This is a genomic window from Bacteroides sp. ZJ-18 (assembly GCF_011038705.2).
In the GTDB taxonomy this organism is placed as follows: domain Bacteria; phylum Bacteroidota; class Bacteroidia; order Bacteroidales; family Bacteroidaceae; genus Bacteroides; species Bacteroides hominis.
Window position 1 is genome coordinate 138300 of the sequence record NZ_CP072198.1, and the last position, 22494, is coordinate 160793.

Annotated in this window: 20 protein-coding genes; 1 reads left to right on the forward strand and 19 read right to left on the reverse strand. The window is 44.6% G+C overall.

Translation table 11 applies throughout. The features are described from left to right. Positions 1 to 90: 90 nt before the first annotated feature. Entirely contained in the window at positions 91 to 2094 is a 2004-nt protein-coding gene (gene dnaG / locus G7Y45_RS00615; RefSeq protein WP_032537584.1) for a DNA primase, read from the forward strand. Between the two features lie 134 nt (positions 2095 to 2228). On the opposite strand, the gene G7Y45_RS00620 is transcribed toward dnaG, so the two are convergent. The 19 genes from G7Y45_RS00620 to G7Y45_RS00710 form a co-directional block, all read right to left on the reverse strand. Further along, positions 2229 to 3755: a sulfatase gene (locus G7Y45_RS00620; protein WP_165017563.1), complete on the reverse strand. Its 1527-nt coding sequence runs from the start codon at positions 3753 to 3755 to the stop codon at positions 2229 to 2231. A gap of 51 nt (positions 3756 to 3806) precedes the next feature. Then, entirely contained in the window at positions 3807 to 5414 is a 1608-nt protein-coding gene (locus G7Y45_RS00625) for a RagB/SusD family nutrient uptake outer membrane protein (RefSeq protein WP_032538101.1), read from the reverse strand. Between the two features lie 16 nt (positions 5415 to 5430). Further along, entirely contained in the window at positions 5431 to 8811 is a 3381-nt protein-coding gene (locus tag G7Y45_RS00630; protein WP_165017566.1) for a TonB-dependent receptor, read from the reverse strand. A gap of 161 nt (positions 8812 to 8972) precedes the next feature. Beyond that, positions 8973 to 9908: a FecR family protein gene (locus G7Y45_RS00635; protein WP_005808649.1), complete on the reverse strand. Its 936-nt coding sequence runs from the start codon at positions 9906 to 9908 to the stop codon at positions 8973 to 8975. 125 nt (positions 9909 to 10033) lie between these two features. Further along, a complete protein-coding gene (locus G7Y45_RS00640; protein ID WP_005781604.1) occupies positions 10034 to 10606 on the reverse strand; it encodes an RNA polymerase sigma-70 factor in 573 nt (190 codons plus the stop codon). Positions 10607 to 10729: 123 nt separating this feature from the next. Further along, positions 10730 to 11314, reverse strand: a complete 585-nt coding sequence (folE, locus tag G7Y45_RS00645) for a GTP cyclohydrolase I FolE (protein ID WP_005821937.1) — start codon at positions 11312 to 11314, stop codon at positions 10730 to 10732. Positions 11315 to 11316: 2 nt separating this feature from the next. Continuing rightward, positions 11317 to 11766 carry an SPOR domain-containing protein gene (locus tag G7Y45_RS00650; RefSeq protein WP_005781608.1) on the reverse strand — a complete coding sequence of 150 codons (450 nt, stop codon included), beginning with the start codon at positions 11764 to 11766 and terminating at the stop codon, positions 11317 to 11319. 92 nt (positions 11767 to 11858) lie between these two features. Beyond that, a complete protein-coding gene (gene tpiA, locus G7Y45_RS00655; protein WP_005781610.1) occupies positions 11859 to 12614 on the reverse strand; it encodes a triose-phosphate isomerase in 756 nt (251 codons plus the stop codon). Positions 12615 to 12654: 40 nt separating this feature from the next. Further along, the gene (locus tag G7Y45_RS00660) at positions 12655 to 13998 is read right to left on the reverse strand and encodes a BT_3928 family protein (protein WP_165017569.1); all 1344 of its coding nucleotides are present in this window, start codon (positions 13996 to 13998) and stop codon (positions 12655 to 12657) included. Next, positions 13988 to 14530, reverse strand: coding sequence for a DUF1599 domain-containing protein (locus G7Y45_RS00665; RefSeq protein WP_005781613.1), 543 nt, complete (start codon positions 14528 to 14530; stop codon positions 13988 to 13990). Before G7Y45_RS00665 ends, G7Y45_RS00660 begins: the two co-directional genes overlap by 11 nt. Positions 14531 to 14634: 104 nt before the next feature. After that, positions 14635 to 15516: a M23 family metallopeptidase gene (locus tag G7Y45_RS00670; RefSeq protein WP_005781615.1), complete on the reverse strand. Its 882-nt coding sequence runs from the start codon at positions 15514 to 15516 to the stop codon at positions 14635 to 14637. Positions 15517 to 15539: 23 nt separating this feature from the next. Then, positions 15540 to 16004 (reverse strand): nucleoside-diphosphate kinase, encoded by a 465-nt coding sequence (ndk, locus tag G7Y45_RS00675; RefSeq protein ID WP_005781616.1) that lies wholly within the window; start codon positions 16002 to 16004, stop codon positions 15540 to 15542. Between the two features lie 218 nt (positions 16005 to 16222). Further along, positions 16223 to 18319, reverse strand: a complete 2097-nt coding sequence (gene recG / locus G7Y45_RS00680) for an ATP-dependent DNA helicase RecG (protein WP_005781618.1) — start codon at positions 18317 to 18319, stop codon at positions 16223 to 16225. After that, a complete protein-coding gene (locus G7Y45_RS00685; RefSeq protein ID WP_005808662.1) occupies positions 18319 to 18981 on the reverse strand; it encodes a 2-C-methyl-D-erythritol 4-phosphate cytidylyltransferase in 663 nt (220 codons plus the stop codon). Before G7Y45_RS00685 ends, recG begins: the two co-directional genes overlap by 1 nt. A 4-nt stretch (positions 18982 to 18985) precedes the next feature. Next, positions 18986 to 19537 carry a DJ-1 family glyoxalase III gene (locus tag G7Y45_RS00690; RefSeq protein WP_005808664.1) on the reverse strand — a complete coding sequence of 184 codons (552 nt, stop codon included), beginning with the start codon at positions 19535 to 19537 and terminating at the stop codon, positions 18986 to 18988. A gap of 69 nt (positions 19538 to 19606) precedes the next feature. Then, entirely contained in the window at positions 19607 to 20449 is an 843-nt protein-coding gene (locus G7Y45_RS00695; RefSeq protein ID WP_005808666.1) for a cell envelope integrity protein TolA, read from the reverse strand. Beyond that, a complete protein-coding gene (locus G7Y45_RS00700) occupies positions 20446 to 20868 on the reverse strand; it encodes a biopolymer transporter ExbD (RefSeq protein ID WP_005808668.1) in 423 nt (140 codons plus the stop codon). Before G7Y45_RS00700 ends, G7Y45_RS00695 begins: the two co-directional genes overlap by 4 nt. A 70-nt stretch (positions 20869 to 20938) precedes the next feature. Then, positions 20939 to 21661 (reverse strand): MotA/TolQ/ExbB proton channel family protein, encoded by a 723-nt coding sequence (locus G7Y45_RS00705; protein ID WP_005781627.1) that lies wholly within the window; start codon positions 21659 to 21661, stop codon positions 20939 to 20941. Then, positions 21661 to 22374, reverse strand: a complete 714-nt coding sequence (locus G7Y45_RS00710) for a pyridoxine 5'-phosphate synthase (RefSeq protein ID WP_005821940.1) — start codon at positions 22372 to 22374, stop codon at positions 21661 to 21663. The genes G7Y45_RS00705 and G7Y45_RS00710 overlap by 1 nt, the downstream gene beginning before the upstream one ends. Positions 22375 to 22494: the final 120 nt, after the last annotated feature.

The following is a 22494-nucleotide window of genomic DNA, read 5'->3' on the forward strand; positions in this document are numbered from 1 at the left end:
TAAATCGGCACGGCCTGCCGAATCCACTGAAAAGCCATTTGATTATCCAAGAAATATCACGTACATTTGCATCCGCAAGGAGATAAAACAATGATAGACCAGGCAACCATAGACCGTATACTCGATGCCGCACAAATCGTAGAAGTGGTTTCGGATTTCGTCACGCTGCGCAAACGCGGTGTGAACTACGTGGGACTTTGCCCTTTCCATAACGAGAAAACACCCTCGTTCAGCGTGTCTCCCTCAAAGGGACTTTGCAAATGCTTCAGTTGCGGTAAGGGCGGTAACGCGGTGCACTTTATCATGGAGCACGAACAGATGTCCTACCCCGAAGCACTCCGCTATCTGGCCAAGAAATATAATATAGAAATCAAGGAACGGGAGCTGACCAATGAAGAGAAAGAGGTGCAGAGCAACCGAGAAAGTATGTTCATTGTCAACAACTTCGCCCGCGACTATTTCCAGAACATCCTGAAAAACCACGTAGACGGACGCAGCATCGGACTGGCTTACTTCCGCCAGCGAGGCTTCCGTGATGATATTATCGACAAATTCCAACTGGGGTTCAGCACCGAAGGGCGTGACGCTCTGGCACAGGAGGCGATGCGCAAAGGCTTCAAAAAAGAGTTTCTCGTAAAGACGGGGCTTTGCTATGAGACGGACGACCATAAACTGCGTGACCGCTTCTGGGGTCGTGTCATGTTCCCGGTCCACACGCTTTCGGGCAAAGTGGTTGCGTTCGGCGGGCGTGTGCTCAGTACGGAAAACAAGAAACTCGCCAAGTATGTCAACTCTCCGGAGTCGGAAATTTATCATAAAAGCAACGAACTTTACGGCATCTACTTTGCCAAACAGGCCATCGTAAAGCAGGACCGCTGCTTCCTTGTGGAAGGATATACGGACGTGATCTCGATGCACCAGTCGGGGGTGGAAAACGTAGTGGCCTCTTCCGGTACGTCCCTGACACCGGGACAGATCCGGCTGATTCACCGTTTCACCAACAATATCACCGTGCTCTATGACGGCGACATGGCGGGAATCAAAGCGTCAATCCGGGGTATAGACATGTTGCTCGAAGAGGGAATGAACATCAAAGTATGCCTCTTGCCCGACGGCGACGACCCGGACTCTTTTGCAAGGAAACACAACGCCACGGAGTTCCAGAACTTTATACAGGAACACGAAACGGACTTTATACGTTTCAAGGCACAACTCCTGATGGAGGATGCGGGCAAAGATCCGATGAAACGGGCGGAACTGATAAACGACATCGTACGCAGCATCGCGGTCATTCCGGAAGCCATCGTCAGGGATGTTTATATCAAAGAGTGCGGACAGTTATTGCGGATAGAAGACAAACTGTTGGTTTCGGAAGTGGCCAAGCGCCGTGAACTTCAGGCCGAAAAAGGGAATAAACCGGCCGTCACCAACCATGCTCCGGTACCGGAAGCAGGCGAGATACCTCCTCCATTTCCGCCGGAAGAGGCAGAAATCGATACCTACCAGTCGTTTATCCCTCAGGAGGGCAAAGAGGGACAGGAGTTCTACAAATACGAACGCCTTATCATCCAGATGATCATCCGCTACGGAGAAAGGGTGATGTGCAACATGACGGATGAAGAGGGGAACGAAGTACCGGTCACAGTGGTGGAGTATGTCATCAACGACCTGAAAGAAGACGAACTGGCGTTCCATAACCCGCTGCACCGCCGTATCCTCTCGGAAGCCGCCGAACATATCCGCGAACAGGAGTTCGCCTCCGAACGTTTCTTTGTGGCGCACCCCGATCCGGCTATCAGCACAATAGCCACCGAACTGGCAAGCGACCGGTATCAACTGAGTAAATATCACTCGAAAACACAAAAGCTGGTAACGGACGAAGAACGTTTGTACGAAATGGTTCCGATGCTGATGATCAACTTCAAGAATGCCATCGTGGCAGAAGAACTGAAGCACATCATGTATGCGCTGCAAGATCCTGCGATAGCCAATGACAACGCTCAATGTGACGCCGTCATGCAACGGTATAAGGAGATGAAGGAAATACAGAACCTGATGGCCAAACGCCTGGGCGACCGGGTGGTGTTGCGCTGACCACATCCGGTTATGCACCGTCATCTCTTTCTTAAAGAAGCGGATACACATACAGTTTGTAACAAAAAAGAGGGTGCGTCGAAAAAATGTGAGTCTCGACACACCCTCTTGATGTATCAGTAAACCTTCACTTGTCAGAAGTAGACAAAGGGCTTCAGTTCATTTCCTTGCTTATCTACCGGATAAAGAGCTCCTTCCTTTACCAACTGGTCAGACATTTTCCGGATCATCTCTTTACACTTATCGGGATACGCAGAAGAGAGTTCATTCCTTTCTTCAGGATCATCCTTCAGATTGTAAAGCAGAGCCTTCGGTTGTTGCGGGGTCTCGGGAAGATAATAATAAATCAGTTTCCAGTCCCCCATACGATATGTCGTAAAGTAATTGCCACGGTGAGCATGCGGAAAGTGCATCAAGAAAGACTCGTGACGCCTCCGGTTTACTTTACCGCTTAATTGCTTTTTGAGGTCGAATCCATCTATCGCATAGCCCTGAGGAGCTTTACATCCGGCCACGGCCAACACTGTCGGATAAATATCCATTATTGTCCCCAACTGTGTCTGCATACCTCCCGCTTCAATCGGTAAACGCTTCTGCACTTTACTCTCTTTCTCAGGCTTTGCCCAGCCCGCAATAAAAGGAACACGCATACCTCCTTCGAACTCCGTACCTTTTTTCCCTCTCAACGGAGCAGAAGAGCCATATCCGCGTTCATCTCCCAGAGGGGCGTCGCCACCATTATCTCCTAAAAAGAAGATCAAGGTATTTTCGGCAATTCCCAACTTCTCAAGTTGGTCCATAATATCCCCCAAGGATTTATCCATGCCTTCTATTAAAGTAGCAAACGCCCTTGCCTGTTCGCTCTTATCCGGATCGGTATACCGTGACAAAAAGCGTTTATCTGCCTGAAAAGGCGCATGGACCGCATAATGAGCCATATTCAGATAAAAAGGACGCTTTTCTTCTACCGCCTTGGTTATCTCCCGGTTCGCTTCTATCGTCAAAGCTTCACTTAGAAAGATGTCCGTCCCATGATACTTTTCCAGGTCGGGAACCGCCCTTGCCTTTTCCCCCTTGATATGCCCATATCCCCATTCGCCATAATAGCTGCCGGGATGTCCTATGCCGGAACCGGCGATATTTACATCAAAACCAAGATGCAGCGGATTCTCTCCTTCGCTACCCATACAACCAAAATGTGCCTTTCCGACATGGATGGTCTTATACCCGGCCTGCTGCAAAACTTTCGGCATAGTGGGCATATCTTCCCTGAGACCTTTCCAGTTCCATTCGGGCGGCCCGAAAGGAGTCCGGTTATTGCTTTCGGCATTAATCCAGTTGGTGACACCGTGCCTTGTCGCATTTTGTCCGGTCATAATTGAAGCTCTGGAGGGGGAACTTACACTTTGCGCATAAAAAGTAGAAAAACAAATACCTTGTTTAGCCAGTCTTTCCATATTCGGAGTATGATACCAGTCATTCAGGGGATGGCGCGTCGGCTGACCATTTTCATCTGTCAGAAAGGGAACGGAAGTATCCATCAGTCCCATATCATCAACCAGAAAAACAATAATATTCGGACGCTCCTGAGCCACTCCGCAAACGGAATATGCCAAGCCGCCTAACACACAAATTTCTTTAAAAGCTCGATTTGTTTTCATTACATACTTTTTTTATTTATGGAATATATCCTCGATATCAGTCATCCGGCCTCACCACCCGGGGTTCTGCTCTAATGCCGGATTCAACGATACCTCACGAAGCGGCAATGGGAAGAGATAATGTTTCGAAACATCAAATGTACGGCTTTCTGCTTTCTGTACCAACAAAAAGCCGTTCTTATCCAAAGTTACGTCTTTTCCCGGTATAGTTGTCGGATAGAGCGCCGAGTCAAACTTCGCACCCAAGATGGCTACCGGTAATTCCGATTCGGCTGTTTTCCAGCGGATAATGTCATCGTAACGGAACGATTCGGCAGCCAGTTCCACCCTGCGTTCCCGGCGGATTTCTTCGCGCATGCTCAAACCATGCTGTTCTACAAAAGCATTGGTCAAGGCAGGCAGTTGGTCGGGATGACCTTCGAAACGGGCACGGAGCCGGTTGACGGAAAGGTTCAGGTCGGCATCCGAGATCTTATCTTCCAGTTCAAAACAAGCCTCAGCATAGATAAGCAACACTTCGGCATAACGAATCAGTATTTCATCAATCCGCGACTTCATATTCGAGTAAGATTCTTCGTCACCATACTTCTTGAACATGTATCCGGTACGTGTCTGGCTCGAAAGGTTGGGTACAAACGGTTTTCCCAGGAACGGATCTCCCGGTTTCCAGAGAGTAAGTGCCATACGCGGGTCGCGGTTCTCAAACTCCTTACCGGCAGGCAGATATTCTACTTTATAAGCAGACTTCTCCACAGGAAGCCCGTCTTTACAGAGAAATGCATCGGCCAGCACTTTGGTAGGGGTGTGAGAGGGATCGGCTATCGTAGCGCGGATACGGGAATTGTATGTATCGGCCTCAGCAGAATAACGATATGAAAGAATGTGCTCGTCCGAGTCTTCTCCGGGCAGCAGGAACAGATCGCGGTAATCTTTATACAAAGAATATTCTTTCGTGTCAATCAGCCGCTTACTGGCTTCTTTGGCTATCTGAAGATATTTCTTATACTCTCCGTCACCGTGGAACTTATTTCTCGTGCCGCAATAGAGCGCCACACGGGCAAGCATTGCCTGGGCGGCTCCCTTGGTCAGTCGTCCCACGTCGGTAGACAATTTGCTTTTCAGCGGAATGTGGGTCTCCGCAAATTCAAGGTCTTCGATGATACCTGCAATCACTTGTTCTTTAGGAGTGCGGGGGCCCATCAATTCTTCCGAGTCCATATCGAGCGTGCTCAGTACATAGGGAACATCACCAAAACGCTTCACTAAATTAAAATAGAAATAGGCTCTGAAGAACCGGGCTTCACCGGCATAACGGTTCTTGACGGCATCCGAGACTTCGGCATTCTGATAATTCTCCAGAAAATTATTGGCATTCCGGATTTGCTTATACGCCGCAGTCCAGATAGCATCTGTATTGCCCGGACTCTGAGTTCCCGAACTGACTTGATTGCTCACGTTAGCAAAACCGTCCGCACTCTGGTTATCTAATGTATACGAACGATTCATATTCTGATAAAACACATTGGTGGCCAGTCTCAAATCGCTTTCCGACTTCCAGAAGCTGGCAGGTGAAAGATTGGTTTTAGGTTCCCGATCCAGGAAATCGCTACAGCCACACAATACGATTGCAGTCAGCAACCAAAGATATATAGTTTTCATCTTCATAATTCAAGAATTAAAATGTCACGTTTAGTCCAAATGAAAAGTTTCTCATGATAGGATATACATATCCGTCTACATTAGACAGCTCCGGATCGAAGTTATCGTTCAGTTTGCTATACTCACAAAGGTTATCGCCGCTAAAATAGACTCTCAAGCGCTGGATGCCCCATGATTTGGTCAGTTTCGGATCTATCGTATATCCCAGTTGCAGATTTTTCAGACGTACGTAAGCCGCATTCTGCAACCAGTGGTCGGAAATCTGATAGTTATGATTGGCCCCGGCATAATAGCGCGGAAAGGCTGCATTCGGATTCTCCGGAGTCCAATAGTCATTGTGCATCTTATAGGAGAAGTTATTCCAAGTAGCATAATAGGGATTCATCACCTCACTCGACAAATAAAAATTTCTTTTGCCTACACCCTGGAACAGTATTCCCAGATCGAACCCTTTCCATGCCGCAGTCAGATTCAATCCAAAGGTGTACCGCGGAGTGGTGGTGCCCAGATATTCCAGATCGTTAGGAGCTGAAATCTTTCCATCTCCGTCTTTATCAACATACTTAATATCACCTACACCGGTAATAGATTTATTATAAGCAGCCGAATTCTTAACTTCCTCTTCAGACGTGAAATATCCGTCGGTGCGGTATCCGAAGATTGCCCCCAGAGAATATCCCTGAACTTTCTGATTGACACCGGCCACAAATCCGTTATACTCCACTCCGTAATCGACGAGCTTATCTTTCTGATCGGATAAGTTGAAACGGGCACTATAGGAAAAGTCTTTAATCCGGTCTTGCCAGCCTACGGTCACTTCCCAGCCCTTCACTTCAAGTTCTCCATAATTGCCGGTAGGCACATCGACTCCAATCACACTCGGAACCTCGACATTGACCAGCATGTCCTTGTTCCGTTTGATGAAATATTCTCCGGTCACTGTCAGACGGTTTCTGAGAAACGCCATGTCTACCGCAAAATTATTCATTTCTACCGTTTCCCAGGTTCTTGTTTCCGATGGCAGTTTGGAAATGACGGCCCACTGTCCGAGTTCCGACTTAAACGGATAGTACCCCTTAATATTATAACTGGCAATATGGTCATACATTCCTAACCCGTTCTGGTTTCCCAACTGTCCCCAGGAAATACGGAGCTTCAGGTTATCGAAAATGCGCTGATTCTTCATGAACTTCTCTTCCGTAATTCGCCAGCCGACCGAAGCGGAAGGAAATACACCCCATCTGTGCTTTTTTGAAAAACGTGAAGAAGCGTCCGCACGGAAGTTGGCCTCAACCAGATATTTGGAAGCAAACGCATAATTCATACGCATGAATCCTGAAACCAATGCCCATTCATTTTCATCGGCACCATTCGACCATCCGTCCGTATCACCCAGATTAAGCGCAGGCAGTTCATTTCCTATGATATCGGTACGTTTTCCCTGAAGATCTTCATACAGATTCTCTTCTGCCGACCATCCTCCAAGAACATTAATATCGTGTTTTCCAAATACACCTTTGTATTCGGCAATCAGTTGCCCGGTCAGATATTGTCGATGGGAATTGTTCTGCGTTACAGAGTTCGGGCTTTTCTGTCCAAAAGCAGTCGAGATTAAACCTTCCACACCATATTTTCCATAAGCTCTACGCCATTCCTTTTTTTGTCCGTCAAGAATATTCGCACCTCCGACGGCCCGTAGAGAAAGACCTTTCACCGGTTTATACTCTAAAGTAAATACTCCTTCAATCCGTTGATTACGGGTACGCCCTTCACCGCCTTCTTTCAAGGCCTGAATCGGATTCAACTGCATTCGGTGGCGGGAATAATTTCCATTCGGATCATAAATAGGCATATTGGGACCGGCCTGTATAAAAGTGATATAAGGAATTGACCACGAACCTTCGGCAGCATGATAGAGGTTTACTCCCCGTGAATAGCTGATACGGCTATCAAACGACAGCTTGTTCTTTATCAATTCAACACTGATATTTGAGCGGAGATTAATACGGTCATAATTGTCAGGACCATATTCAGAAAACATTCCATTCTGATCAAGCCAGCCGATGGAAAAGAGATACTTCAAACGATCAGATGCTTTCGAAATAGTTAGGTTATGGGTCTGCTGAAAACTATGATCCATCATCAGACCGATCCAGTCCACATCCGAAGTATATATCCACTCTTTACCGTTAGGAATAGCAATGGTATTGGGATCTTTAATAGCATCAATTGCTTTCTGTGAAAAAGGAGCAGCCAATCCGGCATTGGCAAATGCAACGTTGGATAATAATGCATGGTCCAATCCCGTATTGCTTTCAGGTAAACGCGTAGGAGAATTAAAAGAAAAATTACCGGTATACTCTACCTTCACCTTCTCCGAAGCCCCCTTCTTAGTAGTCACCAATACCACTCCCTCGGCAGCACGTGCACCATAAATAGCAGCAGAAGCGGCATCTTTCAATATTGAAATGGTTTCAATATCCTGTGGATTTACCACATTAATATCTCCCGGCATACCGTCGATAATCACTAAAGCACCGGCGCTATTGATGGAAGTGTTTCCACGTATCTTGAAAGAGGCAAACTCTCCGGGCTTTCCGGTACCCGAACTGACTGTCAGCCCCGATACTGTTCCCTGAAGTGCATCCGTGGCACTACGGATGGGACGGTTTTCAATGACATCCGACTCGATGGTCTCAACAGCACCTGTCAGGTTTACTTTCTTCTGCGTACCGTAACCCACGACAACAACTTCGTCCAGCAACTCGGCATCTTCTTTCATCTTTATCTTCAGAGTCTTGCCGGGAATCACTTTGACTTCTTGTTTGGCATATCCGATATACGAGATGACAAGTATGGCTCCCGGAGATACATCCAACGAAAAGCCGCCGTTGAGATCTGTTATAATTCCGTTGGTAGTGCCCTTCTCAAGTATACTGGCACCTATGATGGGCTCACCCGCCATGTCGGTAATCTTCCCTTTCACCGGAATTTTGTCTTCCTGCTGTACGATTATCGTATTCCGGGGGCTGTGCTTGTCGGACAAAATGATGTGTGTTCCTTCCATCTCGTACAAGACTTGATTTCCAAGCAACTGATTCAGGACCTCCGATACGGGTTTCTCTGAAACATGGATTGATGCGTGTCTTTTCACATCGACAGCATTCGAGTACATAAACAGGTAATCTGTCTGACGTTCTATCTCATTCAGTATTTCCTCTAAAGGGACATTCGTTTTTTTAATGGACACTCTTGCATTCTGAGAATTGACAGTACCTGCCATGGCACCGAATACACAAAAGAAAAGTAAGAATGTAGTGACTCTCATAGTTTTAAATAATGGTTTGATTGACGAATTTTTAGGTATATAAAAATCCGTGCAACGAGTATTTTTCATATCTTTGCTTTATAAATTCATTTAATATTTTTCTTTTTCAAGTAAAAGAAGAATGTTTCTCCTTTAGGCTGGTAGGTATTGCAGTACTTACCGGCCTTTTGTTTCAATCAGATTTAAGCGGTATTCTTCATAGGCAGTATTCTTATTAAAGGTTCAACAATTTATTTAATGGTAAATGTATTCTTCTCATCATCCCGGACGTACTTAAAGTTCACGTCCCTCTGCAAAACACGTAATGCATATTCTATTCCGTCGGACAAGCGGAACTTGACAGTGAGTACCGGATTGTCTACTTTGGCGGCATCAAATCCTATCCCGACACCATAATACTTTTCAAACTCTCGCAGTATTTCAGTAAACCGTTTACTCTTAAAACAAATCAGTCCTTCACGCCAACGGTAAGTATCAAAATCGGTAATTTTTTCGACAGTCATTTTGCCCCCTTTAAGTACGGCTTTGTACGAAGGACGCAGCGTTAACTGGGAATTGCCTGCTTTCACACGGACACTTCCCTCTATCAAGGCTGCCTCAAACTCCTTGGTACCCGAATAGGCTTCTACATAAAACCGGGTGCCGAGTACTTCAATCTGTTCTTTTTCGGAAGTATGTACCACAAAGGGTTTCTTTGCATCATGCGTTACCTCAAAATAGGCTTCGCCGTCTATCTCTACGTCACGTCTTTTATCTGCAAAGTTTTGCGGATACTCAATTCGGGTATTGGAGTTAAGCCAGACACGGCTGCCGTCGGGAAGAGTGATGTTCGCCATCTGTCCCTTCAAAGTGCTGACCACACTTCTCGATTCTGTTTCGGAGGGTCGGTTAAGCCAAAAATACGTTGTCCCCAAGGCAATCAGCAGAACAGCCGCCACCTTCAGGCATTCAAAACCGATTCTACGGATCATCCGTCGTCGCCCGGCCTGCTTTTGGACAGAAACGGCCCGCTCCTTCAGAATAATCGTATCGAAGAATTTCCTCTCCCGAAGATATTCCTTCCAGTTTTCTTCGGAAGCTTCAATATACTGGCGGATCTTCTTTTCTTCTTCAGGACCGGCATCCCCGTTAAAGTAGCGATATAATATTTCTTTTTCTATTTTCATAGGTCTGTTTTTATCTGCATTCATCTTAATAACACGCAAACAGATTGCCTCCCTAGTAAAAAAGTTCTTTTTTTTATGGGCAGTACCTTCTTCTGATACCCGTAATACATTTTTCTGAATGGTTTTTAAGTGAGGAAGTCATATAAGAAAGGGAACAAGACCAGATAGTCCTTCAGAGCTACACGAAGCTCTTTAGTGGCTTTAGAGATATGAAATTCAACGCCTTTTACAGTCATTCCCATTATCTCGGCTATTTCTTTGTGGGATTTATTTTCGTAACGGCTCAGAACAAAAATCCGGGCGGTATTGGCGGACAGACGGGAAATCACATGATCGATAATGTTCTGCACCTCTCCGGCAAATAAAGCACTGGGTTCACAGGCATCCAAAGTGGCGATACGATTGGACAACTCCCATTCTGAATGAGAACTGACGCGATCGGACACTTCATTGACCAATTGTAAATGGCGGAGATGATTAAGGCACTTATTCTTTACGACCGTAAGGACATAGGCAGAAGGATTGATCTCAGAAGAGATCTTAAGACGGTTTTCCCAATAGGACATTAAAGCCTCCATAACGATATCTTCGGCTACGATCTCGTCACGCGTATAAGTCCATGCAAACCGGATAAACCGTTGCTGATTTTCGGAAAAGAACTTGTTGAACCGGATTAAGTCACTGGAATTGGAGGGCATACGCTAAAATAAAAGTTAATTCATTTAGCACAAAAATAAAAAACAAAAGCTATATAAACAAACTTAAATACTAATAAATTCAGCGCGATTGCCCCTATATACCAATAATATACTACACCAGACTTATCTCTGACGAATCAGATTCATAAACTCTTCGCGGGTTTTAGCCTGGTTGAAAGCACCTGTAAAATCGGAAGTAGTAGTTACAGAATTTTGTTTCTCAACACCACGCATCTGCATACACATGTGTTTGGCTTCAACGACAACCATCACTCCCAATGGATTGAGGGTTTCCTGGATGCACTCTTTAATCTGGAGCGTCATGCGCTCCTGCACTTGCAACCGGTGAGAGAAAATATCTACCACCCGAGCTATCTTGCTAAGTCCGGTGATATAACCGTTAGGAATATAAGCCACATGCGCTTTGCCGTAGAAAGGCAGCATGTGATGTTCGCAAAGAGAGAAGAAATCGATATCTTTCACAATCACCATCTGGCTGTATTCTTCCTGAAACTTAGCCGAACGAAGCACTTCATGCGGATCCATGTGATAACCTTTGGTCAGAGTCAACATAGCTTTAGCAACACGTTCGGGGGTCTTCAGTAAACCTTCCCGTTCGGCATCCTCACCTAAAAGAGTGATAATACTGCGATAATGCTTCTTTAAATCCTCCAAAGCCGGAGAATTGATTTCTTCTTTTTCTAACATAATTACAGGGGGATATTGATTTGATCTTTAACAATAGAGACTTCCTTAAACACACCGGTTGCTTTCAGCTTGCGCATCATGGCATCAGCTTCTTCGATACTACGAAAATCGCCTACCCTGCACAACCAGCGGGGAGGATTGAAAGAGGTATAAACGGAAAGTTCCGGAAAATACTCCTTAACCCGGGAGCCTACGTTATGCGCCTCGTTCTTGGCCTGGCGAGTATTGTTGCCGGCATAAGTCTGTATCCGGTATCCGGAAGACTTGAGTATCTTCTGTTCACCGGTACTGGGAGGAACACTACCCAATAAAGCTGCAATGCGTGGATCTTGATGAATGGTCACTTTCCCTTGCCCCGGCACGTTACGTTCCAGACTCTTCACAATATCGCTTTGAGCCTGTACACCTGCCGCAAGAACCAATAGTAAAAACAGTAAGCTCAATTTCTTCATAAGCTTGTCAATTGAGGAATGGAGAACTGAAAATTGAGAATGGATTGATTGGTATAACCAACATTCCCAACTTCCAGTTCTTAATCTTTTAATTAGTTGAATGCATCAATGATACCTTTGAAATCGGCAACCTTCAAAGCAGCACCACCGATCAAGCCACCGTCAACATCCGGGTTGGCAAACAGTTCTTTTGCATTAGAAGGTTTACAGCTACCACCGTAAAGGATAGAAGTGTTGTCGGCAATTTCTTTTCCATATTTTCCGGCTACAGCAGAACGGATAAATGCATGGATTTCCTGTGCCTGGTCAGGGGTAGCAGTTTTACCTGTACCGATAGCCCAAACCGGTTCGTAAGCCAAAACGATCTTAGCAAAGTCTTCTGCAGAAAGATCGAATACAGATTCTAACTGAGCAGCAACCACTTCGTTCTGTTTGTTAGCTTCGCGTTCTTCCAGAACTTCACCGATACAGAAAATAGGAGTCAAACCGTTAGCCAAAGCCAATTTCACTTTGTCTTTCAGGATTTCAACTGTTTCACCGTAGTAAGCACGACGTTCTGAGTGACCCAGGATGACATATTTAGCACCTGTAGAAGCAACCATAGCGGCTGAAACTTCACCTGTGTAAGCACCTGATTCTTTATCAGCGCAGTTTTCAGCACCAACACCAATCTTGGCAGCATCTACAAGAGGAGTTACAGAAGCAAGGTGGATAAACGGAGTACAGATGATAACATCACAGTTAGGCTTTTCGTTAGCCAATGCTTCATTCAGTTCTTTTGCAAGAGCAATACCCTCTTGGAGGGTTTTGTTCATTTTCCAGTTTCCTGCAACAATGTTTTTTCTCATTTTGTTTTTTATTAAAAGGGTTAATAAATTTACGATTCAATTATTCATTCTTCTGCGTTTCAGAAGAGACTTGTAAATTTCCGGCAGCTTTGTCAGCAGCTTTTTTACGTTTCTTTTCAAGACGCTTCACAACCAGAATATCAACTCCCAGAACCATCAATAAAGGGATAGCAAACCAAAGGAGTACATAACCGATCGTATGCACATCGCTCTTTTGTTTCTGTTTTCCCAGCTCAAGGTTTTCCAGTTTGTCAGTCAGGGCATATTCATCAGGCAATTCACTATCACTCCATTTATTTAAAATGGTACCTTCTTTAATCAGCATCAGTCCCGGATTGGAACGTATCATCGTTTTCAACGTAATATCATCCATCAGGCAGAACGGATATTCCGCTCCGGTTTTATCTTTCCATTGTTCTATCTGATAATCCAGCGAAGAGGTCAGGCAGTAAAAGCCATAACCATGCTCTACCGCATAATCATAAATCTCATTTATCAGATCGATGTTACTGTCATCTGCCTCTTCAATCCGATGGGCTACCAATAAGAATGTATAGTTTTTATCTGCCAGTACTTTATCTGTAATATCTTCACCTGTTTCAAGATTAGTCATTGAGAAATCATGGATAGAAGGCTCATAACCTTTCTCTTTCACAACGGTCCGCGCTTCAATGAATTTCCAGGTACTATCGGGATAATTTTCCAACGAGAACTCTTTCTTTTCACCATTCTTCTCCAACACGAAAACACTCTCGTAAACCGTCGGCTTTGCCCCTGCCGGGATACTCATGTTTTCCGGAATATTCTTCCCTATCTTATAAGGACGAAAATCCAGTATCGGCAAGTTGCCCAGACAATAGAACGAAAGCGCAAACACAAACAGGAAAGTATATAAAGATACGAGCCATTCCATCTTAGCACTGATAAAACGGATCATCTGATGCTTCCACCGGAAAACGGAAATTGCTGCAATCAGCAAAATAACATTCTTCCAAAATGTTTGCCAGTTTGTCAATACCCAAGCGTCACCGAAACAACCACAATCGGATACCGGATTAGCCAATGCCAAATACAGAGTAAGAGGGGTCATACAGATCATCAGCAACAAAGCCAACCAGGTAGCGGTTGTTTTCCGGATACCAAAAAACAGAAACACACCTACCGAAAACTCGACAGCTGACAAAACAATACCCGCCAACAAAGGGAAAAAGGCCGGAAACCACGTTCCCATCCCGAAAGCATCCAGATAATCTTGTATCTTATATTCCGATCCCAACGGATCGACTGCTTTCACGAATCCTGAAAAGATGAACACCCCTGCCAGCACGAAGCGGCACAGATTGGTCCATACTTTCTGAATAATATGTAGCTCCTTATCCTTCAAATTCTATCTTAATCAATCCGAAAACAGAATAGTTAATCATATCCATGTAATTAGCGTCAATGCCTTCTGATACCAATGTCTGACCGGCAAGGCTCTCTATCTGCTTGGTACGATAAATCTTCATCAGTATCAAATCAGTATACGAGCTAACGCGCATACTGCGCCATGCCTCATCATAATCATGATTCTTGGCAAGCATCAATTCCAATGCTTCCTTTGCATGCTTATCGTACAAAGCCAATGCTTCATCTACTGTTATATCAGCCGACTCTGCATATCCGAGTTCCAATTGTATCAACCCGATAATACCATAGTTGACAATAGCAATAAACTCGGAACGGATTCCTTCGTCGACAAGAGTCACCCCTTTTACTTCAATACTACGAATACGGTTGGCTTTGATAAATATCTGATCTGTTACGGAAGCAGGACGCAGAATACGCCATGCAGGACCGTAATCATGCAGTTTCTTAGAGAATAGGTCACGGCATAATGCTATGACATGTTCAAATTGTTGCCTGGTATCTTTCATTTCCTTACAAATAGTGTGCAAAGGTAACAATAATTAAAGAAAAATGAAAAGAGGGCACTCTAAATAATATTAAAGTGCCCTCTTCCGTCTATGTAGTATAACTATTATGAACAGCGCAATACTTGCCCCGGACGAAGTGTTGTCTTCGTGGTAATACGATTCAACTTGCAAAGTGTGCTAACTGAAACACCGCGCAGTTTAGCGATTCTGGACAAACTGTCGCCTTTCTTAACCTTGTAATATCTGATTTCGCCGTCCGATGCTATATTAGTATCATGTGAACCGGCTTTGTTACGTTCGTAACCTCTTGTTTTTCTGAATGTATATGTATCGGCAACGATATCCTGTTTCGGGAAGTCGAACATTAATGCAGGATTGATGGCAATACCCAGGAAACGGGTCTCAAAATGCAAGTGAGATCCCGTTGAACGTCCGGTATTTCCTCCCAAGGCAATGGGTTCACCGGCTTTTACCAATTGGTTCTCTTCTACAAGCTGTTTGGATAAGTGACCGTATACGGTTTCCAGTCCATTGTCGTGACGAATAACGACATATTTACCATAACCTCTACGTTCATACTTCACAATACGTACCTTTCCGTCGAAAGCAGCTACAATAGTATCTCCAATGTTCACTTTGATGTCAAGTCCATTATGCATTCTTCTCCAACGTGGTCCGAAGGGAGAAGTGATACGGGTACTGGGAGTAGGCATATGGAAACCCGTGAGATCGATTGTATAAGAATCGGGAATTATAGCATCCTTTCCGTAAGCATGTACGTACTGGTTGTTCCAATTAGGATAGAGACTCAGTGCAGGATATTCAGACTGTTCTGCGCGAATCTGTTTCTGCAATGCTAATGAATCTACACTTTTTAATTTTCTGTCAATCGGTGCCTGACGGGCAATCAAATCCTGAGAAAAAGAGTTCAGGCTGATCATAGCCGCAGCGGCAATCATTACTGTTTTAATGCAATTGAAATTCATTCGTCTTGTTTAATTCAATTCAATCAATATTCGTCATTTGCATACAGGTAGTCAAAAGTAGCCTGTTTGTAATCGAATATTTCTTCCGGTTTAAAGAATCTGTTTAATTCGACAACTGCGGTTTCCGGCGAATCAGAGGTATGAACAATGTTCTCTTGAAAGCTCATACTATAATCTCCGCGAATGGTCCCCGGGGCTGCCAGACGTCCGTTAGTTGGTCCTGCCAATGCACGAACGGCTTGAATAGCATCCACACCTTCAAAACAACAAACGATAACGGGAGCCGTCATCATAGAATCTTTCACTCGCTGAAAGAATGGTTTCGAACTAAGGTGTGAATAATGCTCACTTAACACTTCATCTGTCAACTGCATCATTTTCATTCCTGCCAAACGCAATCCTTTACGCTCAAAACGACGAGTAATCTCGCCAACCAGTCCTCGCTGAAGAGTACAAGGTTTCAGAATGACCAATGTTTTTTCCATCATAACGTACAGTTTCAAAAGGTTAAAGTGCTCATTTATTTTAAAATTCCCCCAAAGATAGCATTTCTAAGCGAAACGGCAGGTATCCTCTTAACTATTTTTTATAAGGATAAATAGCAGAATTAAAGAAATATTTCTCTAAACCTCCATAAACAGAGGAAATAAAGAGAAATATGTTATGCAACATGTTTATGTAAAAAAGCTACATGTTTAACCGTTTTTCAGCTAATGGCAGCCCAGTTAACATTCGTCTTGCGCAATGCTTTCAGCTGCCGCCATAGAATTTCATTCTCCGGCAACACGCCACCCGGATCGGCATCCGTTATTTCTTCTGCGATATTACGCACGTATTGCAAGAGTTGACCGTCACGGGCAATATCCGCAATCTTTAAGTCGAAAGCAATACCACTTTGCTGTGTACCTTCCAAGTCACCTGGTCCCCGGAGTTTAAGATCGGCTTCAGCTATTTCAAATCCGTCATTGGTGCGTACCATTATTTCCAGACGTTTCCGGGTCTCTTCAGTCAGCTTATAGGTAGTGACCAGAATGCAATATGATTGGTCGGCTCCACGCCCTACCCGGCCACGCAACTGATGTAACTGTGAAAGTCCGAAGCGTTCGGCATTTTCGATAATCATCACCGAAGCGTTAGGCACATTCACTCCTACTTCAATCACTGTAGTAGCTACCATAATCTGCGCTTCACCCGAAATAAAAAGTTGCATCTGCGCATCTTTCTCGGCAGGTTTCATTTTGCCATGCACTTTACAAACCTTACAGTCGGGAAACTCCTCACAAATATGCAAATACCCTTCTTCAAGATTTTTCAAATCAATCTTTTCACTCTCCTTAATCAAGGGATATACAATATAAATCTGGCGCCCTTCTTCAATTTGTTTACGTACCGAACGATATAAACTTTCTCTCCGGTTATCAAACTGGTGAATAGTAGAGATCGGCTTACGTCCGGGAGGCAATTCATCTATGACAGAGACATCCAAATCACCATAAAGTGTCATTGCCAGCGTACGTGGAATCGGAGTAGCAGTCATAACCAATACATGGGGCGGCTGAATACTCTTGCTCCACAGTCTGGCACGCTGTGCCACACCAAAGCGGTGTTGTTCGTCAATTACAGCCAATCCTAAAGAAGCAAAATTTACAGTATCTTCAATAACGGCGTGGGTACCGATCAATATATGTACATCTCCGGTCAGGAGTCCCGCAAGGATAGCTTCCCGTTTCTTTCCTTTCACCGAACCTGTCAGGAGTTCCACCCGCACATCCATTCCAAACAACAACTCTTTAATTGTATCGTAATGTTGGTTAGCCAGAATCTCAGTAGGCGCCATCATACAAGCCTGAAAACCATTATCAAGGGCAATCAGCATACTCATCAAGGCCACCAGTGTTTTCCCACTTCCCACATCCCCCTGCAACAGACGATTCATTTGCTTTCCGCAACCGACGTCCTGCCGGATTTCTCTCAAAACTCGCTTTTGAGCCCCGGTCAGTTCGAAAGGAAGATTCTTAGAATAAAATGTATTGAAGATTTCACCGACTGTTTCGAAAACATAACCGCGGTATTTACGTTGCCGGTCTTTGGCATATCTCAGAATATTGAGCTGTACATAAAAGAGCTCTTCAAACTTAAGACGATATTGCGCCTTCCTCAACAGTTCCGGATTAGAAGGAAAATGAATATTCCGTAAAGCTTCCGTCAAAGGCATCAGATGATGGTCGGCAATTAGTTTAGGTGAAAGTGTCTCGGGCAAAGGCTCCTGAATCTGTCCGATAATGGTTGCCATCATCTTTTCAATGGCATGGGAGTTGAGAAAGCTACGTTTCATCTTCTCCGTTGTATTATAATAAGGTTGGAGTCCCATTGATGACAATTTCAAATCAGCGGGATTATCTATATCGGGATGGGCTACGTTAATTCTTCCGTTAAACACGGTCGGCTTACCAAAGATAATATATTCTTCGTGAAGTTTATACTTACCTGTGACATACTTTATACCCTGAAACCACACGAGGTCAACGACTCCTGTGCCATCCGAGAAATGTGCTAATAATCTTCTCTGCCGCCCTTCACCAAAAGTTTCAAAGCCAAGTATCTTTCCCTTCAACTGTATATACGGCATATTACCATCTATTTCATGAATGTAATAGATGCGACTCCGGTCTACATATTTATAAGGAAAATAATAGAGCAGATCATGCAATGAATAAATCTCCAACTCTTTATTCAGAACCGCAGCTTTTTGCGGACCAACACCGGATAAGTACTTTATGTCTCGTGTAGCTAAATCGAACATTACAACAAGGCTGAAGCTACTTTCAAATCAAATGGAGTAGTTATTTTTATATTTTCACGGTTTCCCTCCACCAGATGGACAGGAACTCCCATAGCCTCTACCACGGAGGCATCATCAGTAAAAAAGGGAGTAAACTCTTGTTCATAAGCTCTTCTCAGTAAATCGGCATCGAATACCTGGGGAGTTTGAACCAGTTTATAATCATTACGGTTTACAGTCTCACTGCCTGATCCTGTGAGATGGCGCACGGTTTCTACAACATCGATGACAGGAATTACGGCTTTTCGCACAGCAGCTTCCCGGAAACAACGGGCAATCACTTCCTGCGATACGAAAGGACGAACACCGTCATGCACCCCCACCATACCACCGATACCGTTTATCAAAGCCAATCCGTTTTTAACCGAGTGGAAACGGGTTTCACCTCCATCGGCAATTTCATGCCTGATGTTAAATCCATGCGTTTCACACAGTTCCCGCCAAAACCCCTGCTGTTCCCGGGGCAATACGAGAATAAGCTGCATTCTCTTATCGAATCGATGAAAAGCTTCCAACGTATGCATCAATACAGGCTTTCCGCCAATGGGAAGAAACTGTTTGGGAAGTTCACTTCCCATGCGGAGTCCCTTCCCCCCGGCTACAATCAAAGCAGTCCGATACATAGGCTTAACGTCTTACGCACATGGCCTCTACCAGCTCGTTTACTTTTTCCTTGCCTAACAATGTATCTACAATAGTCAATGCAAATTCCATCGCAGCACCCGGTCCCATACCGGTAATGATGTTACCATCTCTGACAACCGGCTCGTTAGTACACTCCGCACCTTCCAGGTACTGTTCGAAACTGGGATAACAGGTTACTCTGCGACCTCTCAGAAGTCCCAGTTTTCCAAGTACCATCGGGGCGGCACAAATAGCGGCAATAGGCTTGTTTTTCTCCGCAAAGCTAAGAATTAACTTACGCAACCCTTCATGTTTGTCCAGAGTGGCAGCACCCGGCATTCCTCCCGGCAAAAACAGCAACTCAGCATCAAAGAAATCACAATTCTCAAAATTCTTATCGCAAAGCACAGATACATCATGCGCACCGACTACAATCTCGTCTGGCGTAACAGATACAATTTCTACATCTAAACCAGCGCGTCTCAATGTATCAATTGTAGTAAGCGCTTCAATTTCTTCAAATCCGTCTGCGAAAAATGCATAAACTGTTCCCATAATCTATATCATTTAGATGTTATAAACTCAAAGCCCACCTTTCTAAAAACACGGTACTTTAAGCATTAATTATTTCAAATTAAAATAATAAGTAATCGTTCCTGTCTGGTTGTTCACTCCGTTTACGGCATTAAAACGTGCTTTTTTAGCCGCATCTTCAGCAGCTTTACGCAAAGTCGAATTTACCGTGTTAGTCAATCGGTTGATACTGGTAGCAATCACATGACCAGCTGGATTCACGGTAATAGAAACAACTACTCGCCCCTCTTCCTGAACGTTGTATACGGGACGGGGCAAACCTCCCTCTCCTATAGAACGTCCGCCAAGATTAAATGTTCCATATCCCCCGACTCCGGACTTTGCTCCGGTCGACGAATTGCCATCTTTACTTCCTTCTACTCCTTCACCCGAAGTAGCACTACCTTTGCTTCCCCCCATCTGCGAGCCTTTACCAAAGGCACCGGCTACTCGTTTACTGGCAGCTTCTGCAGCGGCCTTGCGCTCACGCTCTGCCCTTTCTTCAGCAAGTTTTTTAGCTTCGGCAGCCTTTTCTTCGGCTGTTTTTTCAGGCTTCTTCTCTACTTTCGGCTTCTCCTTCTTAGGCTCGACCTTGGGTTTTATAGCAACCGTTTCTTCTTCGGTCTGCGTAATCATTTCCTGTTCGGCTTCCACTTCGGGTACGGGTTGCGGAGCCGGCACTTCTTCAGGCATTACTTCCACGTCCACCATAGTGGAGGGATCATAATTTCCATAAGCCGCATCCACATCTCCCATCATCACCGGTACACCGCCGGCTTCTTCGTCCGGACGTGGAACAGCAAAACTTACCAGAATCAAAAGAGCAATAATAGCCACATGCACCAACAATGCACCCAACGCCCCTATATATTCACTCTTTCTTTTTATGTTCATTTCTTCCTTGTTTCCGGCGGGCGGGTAGCCAGCACCATTTTAAAATGATTCTCATTCGCGATATTCAGCACCTTAACGATCTCACGGTAAGGTACAGTTTCATCCGCATAGAGAGCAACATACATCTCAGGTTCTTTATCCGCACAGCTTTGCAGGAATGGAGTCAATTCCTCCAAGCCTAAAGCATGCTCTTTTTCATTACCGAACGCTGCATAATAGTTCAGGTCCTTATCAATGATAACTCTTGTCAACGGTTTAGCCGAAGTTTGCTGTTTGCCTTGTGGCAATAACACTTTAATCGCATTGGGCGACACAACAGTTGAGGTTATCATAAAAAAGATAAGCAACAGGAATATGACGTCCGTCATAGATGCCATACTAAAGTTGGGTGATATTTTTGCTCGACGCTTTAATGCCATAAAATAATTCTTCAATATGCCAATATGTCAATGTGCCAATTGGCTACGCACTCTATTTTATCTCAGCACCTTATTTCTGTGCAGGTTCATTAAGCAGGTCCATAAACTCCATGGTTCTGGACTCCATCTTATTGACCACTCTGTCTACCAGCATCACCAGATAGTTGTAAGCAAACATAGCAATAATACCGACAATCAGACCACCTACGGTAGTAATCATAGCTTCATAAATACCTCCTGAAAGCAGTGTGATATCAATATTACCGCTTCCGGCATTTGCCATTTCATAAAAAGCCCGCACCATACCGGTTACTGTACCCAGGAAACCGAGCATCGGAGCACCACCTGAAATAGTAGCCATCACAGTCAGGCCTTTTTCCAACTTAGCCACCTCAATATTTCCCACATTCTCAATAGCAACCTGTACGTCATTTACCGGACGTCCCAGACGGCTAATCCCTTTTTCGATCATACGGGCGGAAGGGGTATTCATCGTTCGGCAATAATTAATTGCCGACTTAATCTCACCACTATGAATATAGTCTTTGATCTTCTCCATAAACATCGGATCTTCCTTACCGGCTTTTCGGATCACATAGTTACGTTCAAACAGGATGTAGAAACAAACTACAGACAGTACTCCCAAAACAATCATAATCCATCCACCCTTAATAGCCATATCAAGCATATTCATTTCAGCCGGAGCAGATACAGGAGTCAGTACAGGGTTGGCCGATGCAACGGAATCAGCCAGGTTGGTAGCCACTTGGGCTAATAGTAGCATTGCATTCATTAGCGAAGACAGTTTTTATATTCCTGAATGGTACGTTCCAATCCCAGATACAGCGCATCACTTATTAAAGCATGACCGATAGAGACCTCGTCCAGCCAGGGTATGTTTTTATAAAAGTAATTCAGATTCAATAAACTCAAGTCGTGACCGGCGTTCAGACCAATTCCCAACCGGCGGGCCACTTTAGCAGCTTCAACAAAAGGAGCAACAGCCACTGCCGGATCTTTCGGATAAGCAGTAGCATAAGGTTCGGTATATAGCTCTACACGGTCGGCACCTGCTTTTGCCGCATACTCAATCATTTCCGCATCGGCTGCCACAAATACAGATGTACGGATACCTGCCCCGTTAAACTCGTCCAAAACTTCCGTCAGAAAATCAAAATTAGCCTTTGTATCCCATCCTGAATTAGAAGTTATCTGAGAAGGATCGTCCGGCACTAAAGTCACCTGATGAGGTTTCACCTTCAACACCAAATCAATAAACTCCGGAGAAGGATATCCTTCAATATTAAATTCAGTCCGAAGCAACGGACGCAAATCATACACATCCGAACGACGGATATGACGTTCATCCGGACGTGGGTGAACCGTTATGCCGTCAGCACCGAAACTCTCACAATCCAACGCCACCTTAACCACGTTCGGAACATTTCCCCCACGGGCATTCCGAAGGGTAGCCACTTTGTTTATGTTCACACTTAATTTAGTCATAGTTCTATGTCTTAATATAATACGGACCTTTTACCCATATGTTTTGCGCAAAAGTACAAATATTAGCGATAAGATAACAGCAATACCGAAAAAAAATCCCAAATTTGCGACACACTAGAA

Bases quoted from the DNA above. Each gene is read 5' to 3' on its own strand.
- dnaG (WP_032537584.1), top strand. From the start codon at position 91: ATGATAGACCAGGCAACCATAGACCGTATACTCGATGCCGCACAAATC.
- G7Y45_RS00620 (WP_165017563.1), bottom strand. From the start codon at position 3,755: ATGAAAACAAATCGAGCTTTTAAAGAAATTTGTGTGTTAGGCGGCTTG.
- G7Y45_RS00625 (WP_032538101.1), bottom strand. From the start codon at position 5,414: ATGAAAACTATATATCTTTGGTTGCTGACTGCAATCGTATTGTGTGGC.
- G7Y45_RS00630 (WP_165017566.1), bottom strand. From the start codon at position 8,811: ATGAAAAATACTCGTTGCACGGATTTTTATATACCTAAAAATTCGTCA.
- G7Y45_RS00635 (WP_005808649.1), bottom strand. From the start codon at position 9,908: ATGAAAATAGAAAAAGAAATATTATATCGCTACTTTAACGGGGATGCC.
- G7Y45_RS00640 (WP_005781604.1), bottom strand. From the start codon at position 10,606: ATGCCCTCCAATTCCAGTGACTTAATCCGGTTCAACAAGTTCTTTTCC.
- folE (WP_005821937.1), bottom strand. From the start codon at position 11,314: ATGTTAGAAAAAGAAGAAATCAATTCTCCGGCTTTGGAGGATTTAAAG.
- G7Y45_RS00650 (WP_005781608.1), bottom strand. From the start codon at position 11,766: ATGAAGAAATTGAGCTTACTGTTTTTACTATTGGTTCTTGCGGCAGGT.
- tpiA (WP_005781610.1), bottom strand. From the start codon at position 12,614: ATGAGAAAAAACATTGTTGCAGGAAACTGGAAAATGAACAAAACCCTC.
- G7Y45_RS00665 (WP_005781613.1), bottom strand. From the start codon at position 14,530: ATGAAAGATACCAGGCAACAATTTGAACATGTCATAGCATTATGCCGT.
- G7Y45_RS00670 (WP_005781615.1), bottom strand. From the start codon at position 15,516: ATGAATTTCAATTGCATTAAAACAGTAATGATTGCCGCTGCGGCTATG.
- ndk (WP_005781616.1), bottom strand. From the start codon at position 16,004: ATGATGGAAAAAACATTGGTCATTCTGAAACCTTGTACTCTTCAGCGA.
- recG (WP_005781618.1), bottom strand. From the start codon at position 18,319: ATGTTCGATTTAGCTACACGAGACATAAAGTACTTATCCGGTGTTGGT.
- G7Y45_RS00685 (WP_005808662.1), bottom strand. From the start codon at position 18,981: ATGTATCGGACTGCTTTGATTGTAGCCGGGGGGAAGGGACTCCGCATG.
- G7Y45_RS00690 (WP_005808664.1), bottom strand. From the start codon at position 19,537: ATGGGAACAGTTTATGCATTTTTCGCAGACGGATTTGAAGAAATTGAA.
- G7Y45_RS00695 (WP_005808666.1), bottom strand. From the start codon at position 20,449: ATGAACATAAAAAGAAAGAGTGAATATATAGGGGCGTTGGGTGCATTG.
- G7Y45_RS00700 (WP_005808668.1), bottom strand. From the start codon at position 20,868: ATGGCATTAAAGCGTCGAGCAAAAATATCACCCAACTTTAGTATGGCA.
- G7Y45_RS00705 (WP_005781627.1), bottom strand. From the start codon at position 21,661: ATGAATGCAATGCTACTATTAGCCCAAGTGGCTACCAACCTGGCTGAT.
- G7Y45_RS00710 (WP_005821940.1), bottom strand. From the start codon at position 22,374: ATGACTAAATTAAGTGTGAACATAAACAAAGTGGCTACCCTTCGGAAT.